Origin of the sequence: Kribbella sp. NPDC050281, assembly GCF_040655855.1 — a bacterium.
Lineage (GTDB): Bacteria > Actinomycetota > Actinomycetes > Propionibacteriales > Kribbellaceae > Kribbella.
Genome location: NZ_JBFAKS010000025.1, coordinates 1 through 17,693, shown reverse-complemented (window position 1 = coordinate 17,693; position 17,693 = coordinate 1). Strand labels below are relative to the sequence as shown.

15 protein-coding genes are annotated in these 17,693 nt (G+C 69.2%); 6 read left to right on the top strand and 9 right to left on the bottom strand.

All coding sequences use genetic code 11. The annotated features are described in order from the left end of the window. The first annotated feature begins 11 nt into the window (after nt 1-11). Both AB0I34_RS25520 and AB0I34_RS25515 read left to right on the top strand, forming a co-directional pair. The gene (locus tag AB0I34_RS25520) at nt 12-1,313 is read left to right on the top strand and encodes an ABC transporter substrate-binding protein (RefSeq protein WP_360449346.1); all 1,302 of its coding nucleotides are present in this window, start codon (nt 12-14) and stop codon (nt 1,311-1,313) included. Nucleotides 1,314-1,451: 138 nt separating this feature from the next. Next, on the top strand, nt 1,452-2,852 hold the full coding sequence (locus AB0I34_RS25515; RefSeq protein WP_360449344.1) for an alkaline phosphatase PhoX: 1,401 nt from the start codon (nt 1,452-1,454) through the stop codon (nt 2,850-2,852). Nucleotides 2,853-2,899: 47 nt separating this feature from the next. Here AB0I34_RS25515 and AB0I34_RS25510 read toward each other — a convergent pair whose 3' ends face one another. The 9 genes from AB0I34_RS25510 to AB0I34_RS25470 all read right to left on the bottom strand — a co-directional run bounded on the left by AB0I34_RS25510 (nt 2,900) and on the right by AB0I34_RS25470 (nt 12,259). Beyond that, on the bottom strand, nt 2,900-4,138 hold the full coding sequence (locus AB0I34_RS25510) for an ATP-grasp domain-containing protein (RefSeq protein WP_360449341.1): 1,239 nt from the start codon (nt 4,136-4,138) through the stop codon (nt 2,900-2,902). Nucleotides 4,139-4,147: 9 nt separating this feature from the next. Then, nucleotides 4,148-5,404: an MFS transporter gene (locus AB0I34_RS25505; RefSeq protein ID WP_360449338.1), complete on the bottom strand. Its 1,257-nt coding sequence runs from the start codon at nt 5,402-5,404 to the stop codon at nt 4,148-4,150. Then, nucleotides 5,401-6,648 (bottom strand): ATP-grasp domain-containing protein, encoded by a 1,248-nt coding sequence (locus tag AB0I34_RS25500; RefSeq protein WP_360449336.1) that lies wholly within the window; start codon nt 6,646-6,648, stop codon nt 5,401-5,403. The genes AB0I34_RS25505 and AB0I34_RS25500 overlap by 4 nt, the downstream gene beginning before the upstream one ends. Nucleotide 6,649: 1 nt before the next feature. Then, nucleotides 6,650-7,024 carry a hypothetical protein gene (locus AB0I34_RS25495; RefSeq protein WP_360449334.1) on the bottom strand — a complete coding sequence of 125 codons (375 nt, stop codon included), beginning with the start codon at nt 7,022-7,024 and terminating at the stop codon, nt 6,650-6,652. Further along, a complete protein-coding gene (locus AB0I34_RS25490) occupies nt 7,021-9,369 on the bottom strand; it encodes an FAD-dependent oxidoreductase (protein WP_360449332.1) in 2,349 nt (782 codons plus the stop codon). The genes AB0I34_RS25495 and AB0I34_RS25490 overlap by 4 nt, the downstream gene beginning before the upstream one ends. Nucleotides 9,370-9,373: 4 nt before the next feature. Beyond that, nucleotides 9,374-10,729, bottom strand: coding sequence for a class I tRNA ligase family protein (locus AB0I34_RS25485; RefSeq protein ID WP_360449330.1), 1,356 nt, complete (start codon nt 10,727-10,729; stop codon nt 9,374-9,376). Continuing rightward, the gene (locus tag AB0I34_RS25480; protein ID WP_360449327.1) at nt 10,722-11,075 is read right to left on the bottom strand and encodes a cupin domain-containing protein; all 354 of its coding nucleotides are present in this window, start codon (nt 11,073-11,075) and stop codon (nt 10,722-10,724) included. Before AB0I34_RS25480 ends, AB0I34_RS25485 begins: the two co-directional genes overlap by 8 nt. 228 nt (nt 11,076-11,303) lie before the next feature. Continuing rightward, on the bottom strand, nt 11,304-11,714 hold the full coding sequence (locus AB0I34_RS25475) for a ferritin-like domain-containing protein (RefSeq protein ID WP_360449325.1): 411 nt from the start codon (nt 11,712-11,714) through the stop codon (nt 11,304-11,306). Next, nucleotides 11,711-12,259 carry a cell division protein FtsK gene (locus AB0I34_RS25470; RefSeq protein ID WP_360449322.1) on the bottom strand — a complete coding sequence of 183 codons (549 nt, stop codon included), beginning with the start codon at nt 12,257-12,259 and terminating at the stop codon, nt 11,711-11,713. Before AB0I34_RS25470 ends, AB0I34_RS25475 begins: the two co-directional genes overlap by 4 nt. 154 nt (nt 12,260-12,413) lie before the next feature. Here AB0I34_RS25470 and rimP point away from each other — a divergent pair, with 154 nt between their 5' ends. The 4 genes from rimP to infB all read left to right on the top strand — a co-directional run bounded on the left by rimP (nt 12,414) and on the right by infB (nt 17,638). Continuing rightward, nucleotides 12,414-12,935, top strand: a complete 522-nt coding sequence (rimP, locus tag AB0I34_RS25465) for a ribosome maturation factor RimP (protein WP_360449320.1) — start codon at nt 12,414-12,416, stop codon at nt 12,933-12,935. Nucleotide 12,936: 1 nt separating this feature from the next. Continuing rightward, a complete protein-coding gene (gene nusA, locus AB0I34_RS25460; protein ID WP_360449318.1) occupies nt 12,937-13,914 on the top strand; it encodes a transcription termination factor NusA in 978 nt (325 codons plus the stop codon). 105 nt (nt 13,915-14,019) lie between these two features. Next, nucleotides 14,020-14,385 carry a YlxR family protein gene (locus AB0I34_RS25455; RefSeq protein WP_360449315.1) on the top strand — a complete coding sequence of 122 codons (366 nt, stop codon included), beginning with the start codon at nt 14,020-14,022 and terminating at the stop codon, nt 14,383-14,385. A 112-nt stretch (nt 14,386-14,497) separates the two neighbouring features. Beyond that, nucleotides 14,498-17,638 carry a translation initiation factor IF-2 gene (gene infB, locus AB0I34_RS25450; protein ID WP_360449312.1) on the top strand — a complete coding sequence of 1,047 codons (3,141 nt, stop codon included), beginning with the start codon at nt 14,498-14,500 and terminating at the stop codon, nt 17,636-17,638. Nucleotides 17,639-17,693 lie beyond the last annotated feature (55 nt).

Here is a 17,693-nt window from a genome sequence, read left to right as displayed (position 1 = left end):
AAGGAGTATCGATGAGCGTTCGCAGGGGAATCGCCATCGCGCTGGTAGCGGCGATGGCTGTGCTGGTGGGGTGCCGGAACGACGCCCCGGAGACGCAGGAGGCTGGTTCGGGCGTCAAGTTCGACGTCGGGGTCACCAGTGAGCCGTGCCCGGGTGCGGTCGACGCGGCCAAGGGCTGCATCTACCTCGGGTCGATCTCGGACCTGACCGAGGGCCCGTTCAAGGCACTCGGCGTACCGATCACCGAGGCCCAGAAGGCGTTCTGGAAGCGCGTCAACACCGCCGGCGGGATCGGCGACTTCGAGGTCGACGTGACCAAGTTCGTCAAGGACAACAAGTACAACCCACAGACCCACAACGAGGTGTACGCCGAGATCAAGCCCGACGTACTGGGACTGGCCCAGACGCTCGGCTCACCGACCACGGCCGCCATCCTCGGCGACCTGAAGTCCAGCAACGTGATCGGCGTACCGGCGTCCTGGACCTCGGCCTGGGCGTTCGAGGACGTCATCCTCGAGTCGGGCACGAACTACTGCTTCGAGTCGATGAACTCGGTCGACTTCGGGGCGGAGACGCTGAAGGCCAAGAGCGTCGCCGCGGTGCACTTCCCGGGTGACTACGGTGACGACGCCGCGGCCGGGACCAAGCTCGCGGCCGAGGCCAACGGGATGGCGTTCACCGACATCCCGACCGCGCCGGGGCAGGAGAACCAGGGGGCGGCGGTCCAGAAGCTGCTCGCGGCCAAGCCCGATCTGGTCATCGTGTCCACCGGTCCGACCGAGGCGGCGACGATCGTTGGCGGAGCGGCCCAGAACGGGTTCAAGGGCCAGTTCATCGGCACCAGCCCGACCTGGAACGCGGCGCTGCTGAAGAGCCCGGCCGCTCCCGCGCTGACCGCGCTCTATCGGCAGTCCGGACCCTGGGCGCCGTACGGCACCGACACAGCGGGGCACAAGGCGCTGGCCGGGGCGCTGGACCAGACGATGTTCAAGGCCGCGCCGAACGACGGTTACACGGCCGGCTGGGTCTGGTCGTATCCGATGAAGGCGGCCCTGCAGAAGGCCGTCGACTCCAAGGACCTCACCCGCGCCGGGTTGCTGGCCGCGGTGAAGTCGCTCGAGACCGTGGACTACGAAGGGATGCTGCCCGCGGAGGCCGGCAAGTTCGTCGGTACGCCGGACGAGCGGGTGTTCCGGAGCAGCATCATCTCCAAGGTGGACCCGACGGCGCCGACCGGCGTGAAGGTGGAGAAGGACTTCTTCACCGGCAAGACGGCCGAGAAGTACCAGTTCACCAAGCCCTGTTACCAGTAGGTCGTTGAATATCGAGGTACCCGCGGGGGTTGGGCTTCGCGGGTACCTCGACGCGCGGTTCGCCTTGTCGTTGACTGTCGTTCACCATACGTTCATCGATGACCGGCAGATCTTTTCCGCCCACGAGGAGGCCGTACCGTGTCCGTTGATCCGCATCCCCTGTCCCGACGCCAGTTCGTCAGCCGTGCCGCCGCGGCGGGCGTGGCGGTCAGCCTGGCCGGCTCGGTCGAGGCGCTGTACACCGCCCAACCCGCGCTCGGCACCTCCGGCCCGAAGATCGGCTACGGCCCGCTGATCGAGGACCCGGACGGCATGCTCGACCTGCCGCGCGGGTTCGGCTACAAGATCCTGTCCCGCGAAGGCACGGTCCGGCCGGACGGGCTGAAGATCCCGAGCCGGTTCGACGGCATGGGCGTGTTCCCGGATCGTGATGGCGGGAACCGGCTGGTCCGCAACCACGAGTGCAGCCCGACGTCCGTGATCAAGGTGGTCGCCCCGGCCGAGCGGACGTACGACCCGGCCGGCGCCGGCGGCACCAGCACCCTGGTGGTGGACCGGCACAACGCCGCCGGCAAGGAGTTCGTCAGCCTCGGCGGTACGGCGATCAACTGCTCAGGCGGCCCCACGCCGTGGCGCACCTGGCTGACCTGCGAGGAGACCGAACTCAAGGCCGGCGAGAGCGGTTACACCAAGGACCACGGCTTCATCTTCGAGGTCGATCCGTACGACGACCGCCGCAACGTCAACCCGGCCCCGCTGAAGGAGATGGGCCGGTTCCAGCACGAGGCGGTGGCCATCGATCCGTCCACCGGGATCGTGTACGAGACCGAAGACGCGTTCGTCGCGCCGCTCGGCGGCTTCTACCGGTTCCTGCCGAACCGTCCGCGCGGCGGCTGGGGAACGCTGCGGGCCGGCGGGGAACTGCAGGCCATGCACATTCCGGATCTGCCGGACCTGTCCGTCGTCCAGGAGGCCGGCGCGCTGTTCCACGGCGTGCAGTGGGTGAAGGTGCCGGACCCGCTGGCGACGACCGAGTCGGTCCGGGCGCAGGACTACGCGAAGCCGATCACCGGCGGCTACAAGCTCGAGGGCTGCTGGTGGGGCGACCGGGACCGCTGCGTGTACTTCGTCTCGTCGTTCGCGCGGACCGAGCTGGGGCCGAAGGTGGACCACGACGGACAGGTGTGGCGGTACGACCCCCGGAAGGAGACGCTGCGCCTCGAGGTGATCTTCACCCGGCCGAAGCCCGGCTCGGACGACCCGGAGTTCGATGCCCCCGACAACATCACGATGTCGCCGTACGGCGGTCTGATGATGTGTGAGGACGGGCTCGGTGAGCAGCACATCCTCGGGACCACCGAGGACGGCCAGGTGTTCAAGTTCGCCCGCAACCGGGTGAACCTCGGCACGCCGGAGGACCCGGAGTACGGCGAACTGTCCGGTGTCGGCTTCTCCGCCGACGGCCGGACGATGTTCTTCAACATCTACAACCCCGGCATCACCTACGCCGTCACCGGCCCCTGGCGCCGCCGCCGCTGAGCACCTGCGGGGATATCCCTTGTTTTCAAGGGATATCCCCGCACTTTTCAGGATGTGGTGATGACGATGCCGGACTCCATGTCCAGGACTCGGTGGTAGTCGGCGTCGAGGGTGGCCGGGTCGCTGTGGATCAGGATGACCCAGGCCAGGCACGTGAACAGATCCACGGTCTCGGGTACGACGGCGTCCTCGTCGTACAGGATCTTCATCCAGTGGAACGACTTCAGCGACTCGATGTCGCCGAAGACCTCGCGGTTGCGGAAGTACCCCTCGCGCGGCGCGATGACGAAGATGCCGCGCAGGTGCTGGACCAGGTCGAACCCGTCCCGCACCTCGCCGCGCACCCGGTGCGCCACCGTCCGCTTGATGTGGTTGTCGCCGGTGGCCAGGTCACTGACCATCTGGTGACCGCCGCCGGCCGGCCGCGCCGCGACCTCGATCAGCCGCGGTCCGTCCGGCGTCATCATCACCTCGACGTGACCGCAGCCGACCCGGATGCCGACCGCGTCGAGCACGTCACGGGTGTACGGCCAGAGGGCCTGCACCTCCGCGTCGTCCTCGGCCAGGAAGTCGATCCGCCGGTAGATGCCGATCTTGTCGCCCCGGCTGACCTTCGTATAGCGGCAGACGTCGACCAGCGCGTGCGTCCCGTCCACGCTGTAGGTGTCGACCAGGTACTCCGTTCCTTCGGCGTACTCCTGGATCAGGACGGCGTCGTTGATCAGCCCCAGCTTGTTGGTCCGGCCAAGGACCCGGTCGAACCGCTCCCGCCAGTCGCCGTCCTCGAAGACGACGTACACCTCGTCGCCGGCGGCGCTCTTCGGCGGCTTGATCACCAGCCGCTTACCGAGCAGGTCGTTCTCCTTCAGCCACCGCTCCGCCTCGACCGGATCCGCGGTCAGGAACTGGCGCAACCGCGGCACACCCGCGGCCGCGAGCGCCTGTGCCATCTCCCACTTGTCCCGCCGCGCCGGCGCCAGCTCCGGGAGGTTGCCAGTGCCGGGCGCCAGGAGCCCGGTCAGCCGGTCGCACAGCTCGACCCCGCTCTCCGCACCAGGCACCAGGTACTCCGGCTCGTACTGCCTCAGCTCCTCGGCCAGCGCCTGTACGTCGCCGGTGAAGTAGTGCACGTGCTCGAAGTCCTCCGGATGCCAGCTCGTCGTGTACGCCGGCGGTGGCTCGGAACCACTGAGTACGGCGACCGGCAGCCGGCCCGCCTCGCGGAACGCGGCCGGATATTCCTGTCCCGTGGACAACGGGTCCACGATGATCGTGTAGTTGCTCATCCTGTCCTCCTACGAGCTCTCGCTCGGCAACGGCTCCGCGGCCGGGGTGATGTCGGTGGTCTCCTCGGCGGTCGTCGCCGTCATGCCGAAGTACGCGAGGACGACGCCGATCGCGCCGGCCAGCCCGCACCAGACCCAGACCCGGGTGCCGGACGTGTTCCACACCCACACCCCGAGGAACGGGCCAAGGGCGGACCCGAGGCCGAACATCGCGTGCGCCGATCCGACGTACCGGCCGAGCAGGGGCTTCGGCGCGGCCATGCCCGGATACGCGAACATGGTCGGGCCGCCGATGATCTCGGCCAGCGTCCAGAGCAGGGTGCCGATCACGAAGATCGCCAGCCCGCCGGGTAGCGCGTAGAACGCCAGCCCGCCGCCCAGCAGTACGAACCCGGTCATCGCGACCACGCGGGCCGGACGGTTCTGCACCACCTTCGTCACCAGCAACTCGCAGGTGATCACGACGAAGCCGTTCAACGCGACGATCGCGCTGTACCACCAGGTCGACAGCCCGTCCGCCTTCATGTGCAGCGGCAGCACGGCCAGGTACTGCATGTAGATCGCCGCGTTGATGAACATGCACAGTAGGAACAGCACGTACTTGTGGTCCCGCAGTACGGCGACGTATCCACCGCCCGACGGTTGGTCCTCCGGTGTTTGCTCGACGGCGGCTGCGGATCGCTTCGGCAGCGCGACGATCGCCACGGCGGCGTACGCCAGCGCGGCGACCGCCTCGCCGATGAAGAGCAGGTTCCAGGACACGGCGACGAGGGCGGCGCCGATCAGCGGTGCTGCCGTCGTGCCGAGGTTCATGGCCAGCCGGTAGACCGCGAAGATCATCACCTGGCGGTTCTTCGGCGTCAGTTCGGTCAGCAGGGCAGCAGACGCCGGGCGGTAGAACTGGCCGACCGCACCGGCCAGCGCCACCACGACCACCACGGCCGTGTAGCTCGGCACGTAGGCGATCGCGAGGACGAACCCCGCCATTCCGAACATGCTGATCATCACCGCGGCCCGCGGCCCGACCCGGTCCGACAGCGATCCGCCGATGATCAGACCGATCACCGAGCCACCGCCGTACACGCCGAGCGCGGTGCCGGCCTGGACCGGCGTGAAGCCCTTCGAGGTGGTCAGGAACAGCACCAGGAAGACCTGCAGGAACCAGCCGAGCTTGTTCACGAAGACCCCGACCAGCAGCGCTTTCACCGGCACCGGAGCGTCCCGGATGGTCTCCCAGATGCCGGTGCTCTCGTCGGTCGCCGTCATGGTGTCGGCTCCTTCGGATGACCTGACCAGCGCAGCGCCTTCTCCGCCGCGTCGAGTCCGGCGCGGCAGTCGTCGACCGTCGTGGCGACGGTCGTGGCGTAGGCGATCCGGCCCCAGAGCGTGCCAGCCGGCGGGGGACTGGTCGTGGCGCCGGCCTCCATCAGCGGCACCAGTTGGTCGATCGTGGCCGGCAGACCGTCCGCGTCGAAGCCGACGGAGTCGAGCACCGTGTCGTCCTCGTCCACGTAGAAGAAGCGGACCCCGCCGACTATCGTGCGGTCCGGCAGCAGCGCGGGTTGACGTCCGCAGGCGACCGCGGCCGCGGCCAGCCCCGGATCCACACCGGTCGCCTGCAGACCGAGGTACGGGATCAGGTCGCCGCCGATCCGCGCGTTGATCTCGATCAGCTTCGGTCCGTCGGCGGTGATCATGAGTTCGGTGTGCGTCACGCCGTCGGTGAAGGCGACCGCCTTGTGCGCGTCGACGAGTACCTGCAGCAACTGGTCGTCGGCGAGCAACGGATCCGCGGCGTCCACGAAGTGCCCGATCTCCTCGGCGTACGGCGGGTAGCCGATCTCCTTACGAGCCAGGCAGAACGGCGTCACCTGACCCTGGTACACCGCGGCGTCGATGCTGATCTCGTAGCCGTCGGCGAACTCCTCGACCAGCACCTTGAGGTCGTAGTGCGGCGCCTCCGGCACGGTCGTGTCGTGGGCGAAGTCCCAGTTCGCCGTCAGCTCCTCGGGTGAGTCGACCTTGACCACGCCGAGGCTGGCGGCCAGCGCGCGCGGCTTGAGGATCACCGGATACCCGAGGTCGCCGGCGACGGCGAGTGCCTCGTCGACGGTGTCCACCAGGATCGACTTCGGCTGCGGGACCCCGTGCTCGGCGAGCGCCGTACGCGTGAGATGTTTGTCGCGGCAGCGGTTCACCATCGCGACGTCACCGCCGGGCAGTCCGAGCGCTTCGGCGATGTGGGCGGTCTGCAGGATCCGTGCCTCGTCCCAGCACAGCACGCCGTCGATCGCTTCCTTGTCGTTGAGTTCGTTCGCCGCGGCGACGAGCGCGTCGGCGTCGAGCGTGCTCTCCAGCACGGTCCAGTTCTCGATGTACTCCGTCTCCCAGGTGGGCTCGGCGTGCAGGAACATGTGGATCCGGTACTGCGGTGCGATCGACCGCAGGATGTACTCGCGGAACAGCCGCATGCCGGTGGCCACCACCAGCAGGTGAGGTCGGTCGTTCATCTCAGGCCTCCCTGACCGGAGCGGGGATCTGCCGGATGGCACTGATCCCGGTGGTGCCGTCGGCGCGACGGAAGTGGTCCCTGATCCGGATGTTGCCTTGAGCATCGAACTCGGGAGTGCTGTGGCACTCACCGCTGACCAGGTCGCCGGTCGCGGTGACCAGGCAGTACGCCGCATCGAACGAGCCGTCCGGCCGCAGCAACCCGACCAGCCGGCCGCTGCGCAGCATCCCGCCGGTGTAGAACTCCGCCCAGACCAGGTCGTCGTCGCGGTGATACTGCCCGTACGGCGCGCCGCCGGCCGGATCGTCGACCTCGAGCCGGAACCACACCCCGTCGACATCGGGAACCAGCGGTTCCGGGACTGCCGCGGTCACCACCGCACCGCGCACAACTCGTCGGAGATCGGGTAGATCTCCCGCTCGAACATGGAGTTCAGCACGATCGCGGCCCGGACCGGCAGCTGCGTCAGGCCGGCGTTCGTCAGCCCATGGCTGTACCGGCTCGCGTTGAAGGTGTAGATCCGGTGCCCGTTCATGCCCTTCCAGCGCACCGAGTAGTCCGGCTCGACCAGCAGTTGACCGTCGTCGTCGACCTCGATCCGCTCCCGCAGGTCGTCGTCGAAGGGTGCCTCGACGTGCTCCCGTCCGGCCGCGACCACCATCTGCCGTACGACGTGCTCCTCCGGCGTGGAGGTCGTCGTACAGCAGAGGCGGATGTTGCCGTCGGCCAGCAACTCGGACGTCCTGACGTCGCGGCCGGGCAGCAAGGTGACCGGGAAGCGGCCGAGCGTCAGCATGCCGTCGTAGTTGGCCTGGTACAGCGCCCGCAGGCCGCCCGGGGTGATGGCGTCGCCGCTGTAGCGGGAGTCGTCGATCATCTCGCGGCGCTTGCCGCGGTTCAGACCCTGCAGGTACTCGATGTGGGACGGCCGGTAGAGCTCGTTGGCCATCGGCGAGTCGTCGATGCTGCGGAACCACTGGTTCCGGCCGAGCCAGCGGATGTCGGTGAAGCCGGAGCCGAGCAGCCGCAGGACACACTCCAGCCCGGTCTGACCGCCACCGACGACCGCGGTCGGCGCTGCCGTGTCCAGCGCGGCCATCCGTACGCCGAGGTCGTCGGCGATGAACGCCCGCTCGGCGGGCAGTTCGGTGATGTACGCCGGCCGGACCGGGCGCGTGCCCAGGCCGAGGACCAGGTGTTCGGAGACGGCGGCGGGGACACCGTCGACGCTGACCTCGAAGCCGTCGTCGGTGATGGAGATCGAGTCCACCCGGGAGGTGAAGTGCACGACGCCGAGGCGCTCGGTCGCCCAGGCGAGGTAGCGCTCGTACTCGATCCGGGGGAGCGAGTCGAACTGGGAGTTGATCAGCGCATAGAGCCGCCCGGAGGTGACCAGGTAGTTCAGGAACGTCAGCTCGTGCCGCGGGTCGACCAGCGACACCAGGTCCTTCATCCAGCCGGTCTGCATCCGGACCCCGGGGTAGAGCAGGGGCGTGTGCCAGCCGGTGCCCGGCCGGGCGTCGAACAGCGCGAGTGGTTCGGTGGTGGCGTTCTGGTAGAGCGCCGCCAGCGAGAGGTTGGAGGGACCGGCCCCGATACCGATGGTGTGGTAGCGGGGCGTTCCTCGCTGCGGGCCTGGTTCCGTGATGGTCATGCGCTTGTTCTCCGTCCGCGAAGTGGTGGTGCGCGATGTGCCGATCAGGTCGCTCGCGGCCGTCCGGCTTGCGGCCAGCGCGGTTTTCACGCTGCCGCCGGATCCACCGGTGAAGGTGTAGAGCCGATGTGAGCTGCCGAGGACCGACCAGAGGGTCAGTACCGGCGGATCGGCGTAACAGTCGGCGTTGCTGACCATCAGGTCGGGCGCCGACAGCTTGAGGTGTGGCAGCCGTTCGGCGGCGATCCGGACGGCCTGGTCGGCCAGGTCCGGGATCGGCCGGCTGCTGCCGGGGTTGACGGACCAGTGGTGGGTGTCGACGCCGAGCAGCAACCGGCCATCGGCGGTGGGCCGCCCGTACAGGTCGCTGGTCTCGTCGACGAACATCGTCGGCAGGGCGCCGGTCACCCGATAGGTGGCGACCTGGATCGCCTTCGTGCGATACGGCTGGGCCGGGAGGGCACTGCCGGTCAGCAGCCCCGGTGTCCACGGTCCGGCCGCGACGACGACAACGTCGTACCGATGGCTGGACGCGGGGAGGCGGCAGCTCACCGATCCGTCCGGGTGCGGGACGAGCCGGAGAACCGGGCCGGCCAGGACTCTGCTGCTCCGGCTGTCGGCGAGTCGTTGGATCACGGCCGTCCGGAGTTGGTCCGGCCGGATGAAACCCGCCCGCTTCTCGAGTACGCCGACAGTGCCGTCGGGCAGGCCGTGCCAACCCCGGCGGCGAAGGTCGGTGCCATCGACGATCTCGGTCGAGCCCGGATGGGCGTGTTCGACCTCGGCGACCGCAGCCTCGAGCCCGGCGTACGACGGCAACAGGTACGTGCAGCCGGTTTCGGTGTACCCGGCCTTCTCCTGCAGACCCTCGAACAACTCGCTCAGGCTCTCGATGGCCAACCGACGCTGGACCGGATGGGTCTCGAACCCACGCACACCGCCGCCCGACGCCGCGGTCGCATCCGTCCCAGCCGAACCGGTCACGAGGTCGACCTCGACCCTGTCGCTCAGACGCCAGGCCAGCAGGGCACCGGCGATGCCGGCTCCGATGACGCAGACTCGCATCGCCCTACTCCTGGTCAGACCCGGTCAGCGCCGCGCGCAGTGACCCGGTCTCCTGAACGCCGCCGGCCAGCAGCGTGAGCAGACTGCGAACCGCCAGCGGTGGGTCGAATCCCTCCGGCCGCAACGCGCTCTCGCCGCGGGTGAGTTCGATCGCGGCAAGGTCTGGATCGAGTGGCTCGGAAACGCGCCGGACGCCGGCCAGCAATGGCCCGGCGCGGTCGGCGAAGGCGCGGAACGAAGTGAAACTGAAATCACTGCGGAAGCGGTCGGGCCGGTCCCAGGCGAGAAACAAGCGAACGATTGACGGGTCTTCGGTCCGGAGCAATTCCGTGGCACCGGTCCCGTGTTTGCGGCTGGTCGAGAATTTCTCCCCGGCAAACGTGTAGAACTCGTTCACCACCAGGCCGGAAAGGGGCAGCCGGGCGACGCCGGCAGCGGCCCAGACGGCCGGCCAGTACAGCGCGTACCAGAACGCGTTGTCCAGGCCCAGGAAGTGCCACAGTGATCCGACCTGGTCGAGCGCGGTCAGGTACGCCGGTATCTCCGCGGCCTCGGGGTCGATGCCGCGGGCAACGGCATACAGATCGGAGAGCGCAATCTCGGTGTACGGGCCGATCCGCAGGCCGGTGAGTGGGCCGTCGCCCTCGAGACCCCAGTTGGTGGGACAGGCGAGTGCGATCTGCGGGAGTCCGGCGTGCAGAGTCCGGTCGATCAGGTCGCGGACCGCGGGCGGCAGCTCGGCGCGCAACCACATCGCGATCAGGGCTTCGCGGTGGTCCTCCATGCGCAGTACGGGCACCGTCGCGGCGAACGGACGCGGCTCGCCACCACAGCGGCCGCAGACCGGATCGACCATGGTGTCGACCTGGGTGAGGCTGCCGCACTGCTCACAGGCGCCGCCCGCCGCGGGTGCCTTGCACTCGCCGCACAGGCCGCTCAGGTAGGAATCGTGCAAGGTCCGGCCGCAGTCCGCGCAGGCATGCAGGGTGACCTCGCGCAACGGCGTTGCCCCGGACGCGACGAGGTGGTTCGCCAGTTGGCGGATGATCGGTCCGTGCGCGTGCCCGAGGGGATCGGTGAAGACGTCGTACCCGATCCGGGCCAGGTCGTAGGTGTCCTTGATATCGTCGCGGAACTCCGCGGTCATCACACCGACCTCGACACCTTCGCGCTCGGCCCGGGTCAGCACGTAGTTCTGGTGTACGTCGAGGCCGGTGGTGACCACGACGCGCTCGCCGCGGGCGCGCGCGGCCCGGGCCGCGATGTCGGCGGCGAGGTAGGGACCGGCCAGGTGACCGACGTGCAACGGGCCGTTGACGGTCGGCTGCGGGGAAGTGAAGACCGTGACCGGATCAGCCATGGCCGGCCTCGGCGGTGATCGGCATCCAATAGGCGCTGAAGACGGTCAGCTCGGTGTCGGACGACCGGTTCTGTACGACGTGAGCCTCGGTGCTGCTGAGCAGGAAGGCGTTGCCTTGGGGAACCACGTGTTCGCGACCGCCGACGACGACGTACGCCGTCCCCGCAACCACGACGGACAGTTCGAGTTCGGGGTGCTGGTCGACCGGGCTCTCCGAGCCCGGGGGAACGGAGTACCACATTGCTTGGAACGGCAGGTCCCGTTCGAGTCCGTACTGCTCCCAGCGGACCACTCGAAGGTCCTTCACGTACAGGTCGTCACCGGTGGTCAGATCGAAAGTGCGCATGCTTCGCCACCCTCCGTAGCCGGCGCCAGGCGCGGCTGAAGAAGTTGAATGACAGCGGAAATGTTGGTACGGAACAACACGCTGCGATCAGCCGTGGAACGAGCACGCGCGACGCCACCAACGTCGGCTACGTGAAAAGCTCGGCGACCCCCCAGTCTCCGTGGCCGAAAATATAAGGAAGGTCGCGCTGCGAGTAAAGGGGAATACGCAGAGAAATTTCGCCGGGAATCAGACGGCGCCGGGGAAGGCGACCGGCGCACCGCCCCAGGTGAGCTGGTCGCCGGCGTTCGCGAGCAGCCCGTTGACGGCGAAAGACCGCACCGCCGGCTTCTCCGCCGACTCGACCAGATCGCCGTACACCGCTGCCAGCCGCCGCTCGATCAGCAGGATCAGCGCGGCCGCCGTCGCCGCGTTGGTCACGGCCTGCGGCAGGTCGTACGCCGGCTCAGCCGCGGCCGGGGTCTCGCCCGCGGCGACCACCAGCTGGCTGAGGCGGTCGCGGTTCAAGCGGTGCTGCTCGTAGGCGTCGGTCGCGGACCGGAACCGGGCGCCGCTGAGTTTGCCGCCGGCAACGCCGATGCCGTACAGCGCGGCGTGCTCGCCTGCGAGCGCCGCCTGCAGGGCCTCCACCTCGGTCACGATGCGTCCGCCTTCTTCTTCGCTGGGGTCAGCTTCGTCCCGAGCTGCAACTCGGACGCAGCGATCATGGCCAGTAGCCGGGCCGGGGCCCCGGACAGCTTGGCCGCCGCGGTGGCGTGGGCGGCCGCCGCGGCCTTCTCCTGCTTGGCCAGTGCGGCGAGTGCGGCAGACGACGTACTGGCGGCTGCCGGGGCCTTCGGAGTCGCGGCCTGCACGCCGGCAGTCTCCTTCAACTTGGCCAGGTGGCTCGCGTGGTACTTCGCACCGGCGGCCAGCTGGGTGCGCAGGGCCGGGAACTTCCGGCTGGTGCTGGCGTAGCCGAGCGACAATAGAGTCACCTGGGCCGCCGCCGCACTGAGGGCGGTGACCACGGCCGGATCGACGGTCGGCGTCTCCTCGACCGCCTGACCGGTCTTCGGGTCGATGGCGCCCGGCGTACCGGAGCCGGACTCGTCGTCCTTGCAGCCGCCCAGCGCGACAGCACCGGGCAGCACGGCGGCGGTCGCGATGACGGTGCGGCGGGACAGGCGGGGTTCGGTCGGCACGCCGGAACGATACCTGGTGACGCGCCGGTGACCGGCCTGGGACGAGCCGGTGACGTGGACACTGCCGCGGGCCGGATATGGTGGGCTACTGCCCTCGGTCGGATCGCCGGGTGGCGGAACGGGTGCACAACTGGAGAGAGAGGCAGGTCAACCTGTGAGCCGAAGGACTGACCACACGGACACCACGAGCCTCGAGAACTTCCTGCGGCCGATCGTCGAGCAGTTCGGCTGCGACCTGGAGGCCGCCGACCTCGCGCCGGCCGGCCGCCGCCGGTTGCTGCGCGTGCTGGTCGACCGCGACGGCGGGATCAGCCTCGACGACGTCGCCGAGGTCACCAGAGCCATCTCCAAGGCGCTCGACTCCGACGACATCATGGGCGACGGCGCCTACACGCTGGAGGTCTCCAGCCCCGGCGTCGACCGGCCACTCACTCTGCCCCGGCACTGGCGCCGCAACGTCAAGCGCCTCGTCGCGGTCACACTGACCGCCGGCGGCAAGGTGACCGGCCGGATCAAGTCCGCCTCCGACGAGGCGGCCGAGCTGGACGTGGACGGCAAGGCCCAGACCGTCGCGTACGCCGACGTGGCCAAGGCCAAGGTCCAGATCGAGTTCAACCGGGCTGCCGGCAACGACGAAACAGAAACACCTGCCGACGGCACGGTGGAGGAGAACTGACATGGACATCGACATGGCCGTGCTGCGGTCGCTGGAGCGGGAGAAGGACATCTCCCTGGACGTGGTCGTCGAGGCGATCGAGCAGGCGCTGCTGGTGGCCTACCACCGCACCGAGGGTGCTCAGCAACACGCCCGCGCCGAGCTGGACCGCAAGACCGGGCACGTCACCGTGTACGCCCGCGAGCTCGGCGAGGACGGCGCCCTGGTCCGCGAGTACGACGACACCCCGGCCGACTTCGGCCGGATCGCGGCCACCACGGCCAAGCAGATCATCCTGCAGCGGCTGCGCGACGCCGAGGACGAGGTCCGCTACGGCGAGTTCTCCGGCAAGGAGGGCGACATCGTCTCCGGCGTCATCCAGCAGGGCCGCGACCCGCGCTCGGTGATGGTCGACCTCGGCAAGATCGAGGCGGTGCTGCCGGCCCCGGAGCAGGTGCCGGGGGAGAAGTACGAACACGGCTCGAGGCTGCGGGTGTACGTCGTCGGGGTCCGCAAGGGCTTCAAGGGACCGCAGATCACGGTCAGCCGGACCCACCCGAACCTGGTCAAGAAGCTGTTCGCGCTCGAGGTCCCGGAGATCGCCGACGGCACCGTCGAGATCACCGCGATCGCCCGCGAGGCCGGTCACCGGACCAAGATCGCCGTACGGACCCTGAACCCGTCGGTGAACGGCAAGGGCGCCTGCATCGGGCCGATGGGGCAGCGGGTGCGCAACATCATGCACGAGTTGCACGGCGAGAAGATCGACATCATCGACCACAGCGACGACCCGGCCACCTTCGTCGGGAATGCGCTGTCCCCGGCGCAGGTTACGTCTGTCGAGGTGGTCGACGCCGCGGCACGCGCGGCACGGGTCGTCGTACCCGACTACCAGCTCTCGCTCGCGATCGGCAAGGAGGGGCAGAACGCCCGCCTGGCCGCGCGGCTGACGGGCTGGCGGATCGACATCAGGCCGGATACCGAGAAGTCTGGCGAGTAGCTGAGGTCTGCTGCGCGCCGGACCTCTGGTGTGACTCGTGAGACCGAGAAGGTAGACTGATCTCTCGGTCGGTCGACTGAGTCGCAACCACACCCTGAGGTTTACGTGACAGTGACTACAGACGCGCGCCCTGGCAAGCCCCGGGAGCGCACCTGTATCGGGTGCCGGAAGCGGTCCGGTCCGGCTGACCTGCTGCGGATGACGGTTTCCGGAGGGCCAGAGAACCACGTGGTCCTCCCGGATCCCGATCGTCGGGCACCCGGCCGTGGGGCGCATCTGCACCCGGTGGCCGAGTGCCTCGACCTCGCCGTCCGGCGCAAGGCGTTCCCACGGGCCTTCCGGGTCCCGGGGCCGCTCGACGTGACCGGGCTGCAGGAGTACGTCGCGCAGCGTGATAAGCAAGAGGCAAGTGCAACGCAAACGGCGGCCATCCGGCCGCCCGCAGCGGTCCAGACCGCTGTGACGACATGAAGGCGGGTCATCGACTCATGACCACTCGATGAGTGTCTACCGATGAGTGCAATGCGATGAGCACGTACGTCAACTAACGGTCCGCGCCCAGGCTCGGACCAGAGGGAGAGTAGTGGCAAAGGTCCGGGTCTACGAGCTCGCGAAGGAGCTCGGAGTTACCAGCAAGGTCGTTCTGACCAGACTGAACGACATGGGCGAGTTCGTCCGGTCGGCATCCTCGACGATCGAGGCACCTGTCGTCCGGCGGTTGGCGGAGGAGTTCGAGAAGAACCCGCCGAAGAAGCGCGCGGCCAAGAAGGCCGCCGCCAGTACATCTGCCGCGCCGCAGGCGACCGCTCCGGTCGCGCCTGCCGAGCCGGCCAAGAAGGCTGCACCCGCGGCCCCGGCCGAGCGCCCTGCGCCGGCCCCGAAGTCGACCCCTGCTCCGGTGGCCGAGTCCACCGTGAGCGAGAAGGCCGAGGCCGCTCCGGCACCGGTCAAGGCGGCGCCCGCACCGGGCGTCAAGCCGGGTCCGCGTCCAGGCCCGAAGCCGGCTCCCCGGCAGGAGGCCCCGGCCGCTCCGGTCGAGTCCGCTCCGGCGGCCAAGGTCGAGGCCCCGGCTGAGACCACACCCGCGCCCTCGTTCGAGGCTCCGGCGGCCAAGGCGGCCAGCTCCGAAGCACCAGCTGCTCCCGCTCCAAGCCGTACTCCGGCCCCGAGCCGGCCGACCCCTGGTCCGGCGCAGCAGCGTCCGGCCGCCGACAGCCCGGCTCGTCCGGCGTCGCCGCGTCCCGGCGGTCCGCGTCCGGGTGGTCAGGGTGGCCCTCGTCCGGGTGCTCCGCGTCCCGGCGCTCCGCGTCAGGGCGGTCAAGGTGGCGGTCCCCGTCCGGGCGCACCGCGTCCGGGTAACAACCCGTTCAGCTCCACCCAGGGCATGCAGCGCGGTGGCGCTCGCCCGGGTCCGGGTGGACAGGGCGGCTCCGGCCAGGGTGCGAGCCCGGCCGGGATGGCGCCGCGTCCGCCGCAGGCCCGCAGTGGTGGCGGCAACGACCGGCCGCGTCCGAGTGGCGTTCCGGGTGCTCCGCGCCCCAACCCGGCGATGATGCCGAAGTCCTCGGCGGGCACCTTCACCGGTCGCCCGTCCGGTCCCGGTGGCGGCAGCGGCGGTGGCGGTGGCGGCGGTGGCCGTGGTCGCCCCGGTGGCGGCGGTCCGGGTGGTGGACCCGGCGCTCGTACCGGCGGTGGCGGTGGCGGCGGCGGTGGCTTCCGTCCGGGTGGCGGCGGCCCCAGCGGCCCGCCCGGTGGCGGCGGTGGCCGTCCGGGTCCGGGCAACCGCGGTCGTGGCGGAACGCAGGGTGCCTTCGGGCGTCCGGGTGGTCCGGCGCGTCGTGGCCGGAAGTCGAAGCGGGCGAAGCGCCAGGAGTTCGACAACATGCAGGCCCCGGCGGTCGGCGGCGTTCGCGTCAAGCACGGTGACGGCGAGATCGTTCGCCTCGCCCGTGGCGCGTCGCTGACGGACTTCGCCGAGAAGGTCGGCGTCGACCCGGCGTCGCTGGTGCAGGTGCTGTTCCACCTCGGTGAGATGGTGACCGCGACCCAGTCGGTCAACGAGGAGACGCTGCAACTGCTCGCCACCGAGCTGAACTACGACGTTCAGATCGTGTCCCCGGAGGACGAGGACCGCGAGCTGCTGCAGTCGTTCGACATCGACTTCGGTTCCGACGAGGGCGACGAGAGCGATCTGGTCAAGCGGCCGCCGGTGGTGACCGTGATGGGTCACGTCGACCACGGTAAGACCAAGCTGCTGGACGCGATCCGGATGGCCAACGTCGTCGCCAAGGAAGCCGGTGGCATCACCCAGCACATCGGTGCGTACCAGGTGACGACCGAGGTCGACGGCGAGCAGCGGGCCATCACCTTCGTCGACACCCCGGGTCACGAGGCGTTCACCGCCATGCGTGCCCGTGGTGCGCAGGCCACCGACATCGTCATCCTGGTGGTCGCGGCCGACGACGGCGTGATGCCGCAGACGATCGAGGCACTGAACCACGCCCGGGCGGCGAACGTCCCGATCGTGGTCGCGGTGAACAAGATCGACGTCCCGAGCGCGGATCCGGCCAAGGTGCGTGGTCAGCTGACCGAGTACGGCCTGGTTCCCGAGGAGTACGGCGGCGACACGATGTTCGTCGACGTGTCGGCGAAGTCCCGGATCAACATCGACGGGCTGCTCGAGGGCGTCGTACTGACCGCGGACGCGGCACTCGACCTGCGGGCCAACCCGAACATGCACGCCGAGGGCATCGCGATCGAGGCCAACCTCGACAAGGGCCGTGGTCCGGTGGCGACCGTGCTGGTTCAGCGCGGCACGCTGCGGGTCGGCGACTCGATGGTGGCGGGACCGGCGTACGGCCGGGTCCGGGCCATGCTCGACGAGCACGGCGACCCGGTCGAGGAGGCGACGCCGTCGCGTCCGGTGCTGGTGCTCGGTCTGACCGCCGTACCAGGTGCCGGTGACAAGTTCCTGGTCGTCGACGACGACCGCAGGGCACGGCAGATCGCCGAGAAGCGGGAAGCCCGTGCTCGTGCGGCCGCCAACGCCAAGCGTCGTGCGCGCCGGACCCTCGAGGACTTCATGGCCTCGATGGAGAAGGGCGAGACGCAGGAACTGCTGCTGATCCTCAAGGGCGACGTGTCCGGTTCGGTCGAGGCACTGGAAGACGCCCTGGTCCGGATCGAGGTCGGCGACGAGGTCAACCTCCGCGTCATCGACCGCGGCGTCGGTGCGATCAACGAGAACGACGTCAACCTGGCCATCGCGTCGAACGCCGTCATCATCGGCTTCAACGTGCGGCCGGCCGGCAAGGCCGGTGACGTGGCCGAGCGCGAGGGTGTGGATGTCCGGTACTACTCGGTCATCTACGCGGCGATCGACGACATCGAGGCGGCCCTGAAGGGCATGCTGAAGCCGATCTACGAGGAGGCCGTCCTCGGCCAGGCGGAGATCCGCGAGATCTTCCGCTCCTCGAAGGTGGGCAACATCGCGGGTTGCTGGGTGACCAGTGGCCTGATCCGCCGCAACGCCAAGGTCCGGTTGATCCGGGACGGCGCGGTGGTGGTCGACAACACCGAACTGTCGTCGCTGAAGAGGTTCAAGGACGACGCGTCCGAGGTCCGCGAGGGCTTCGAGTGCGGTCTGACCATCAACGGCTACAACGACATCAAGATCGGTGACGTCGTCGAGGCCTTCGAGCTTCGCGAGAAGCCGCGCAACTGATCCGCGACGGTGGCCCGGCACTGTTCCGGGCCACCGGTGTTACAACCGGAGAGGA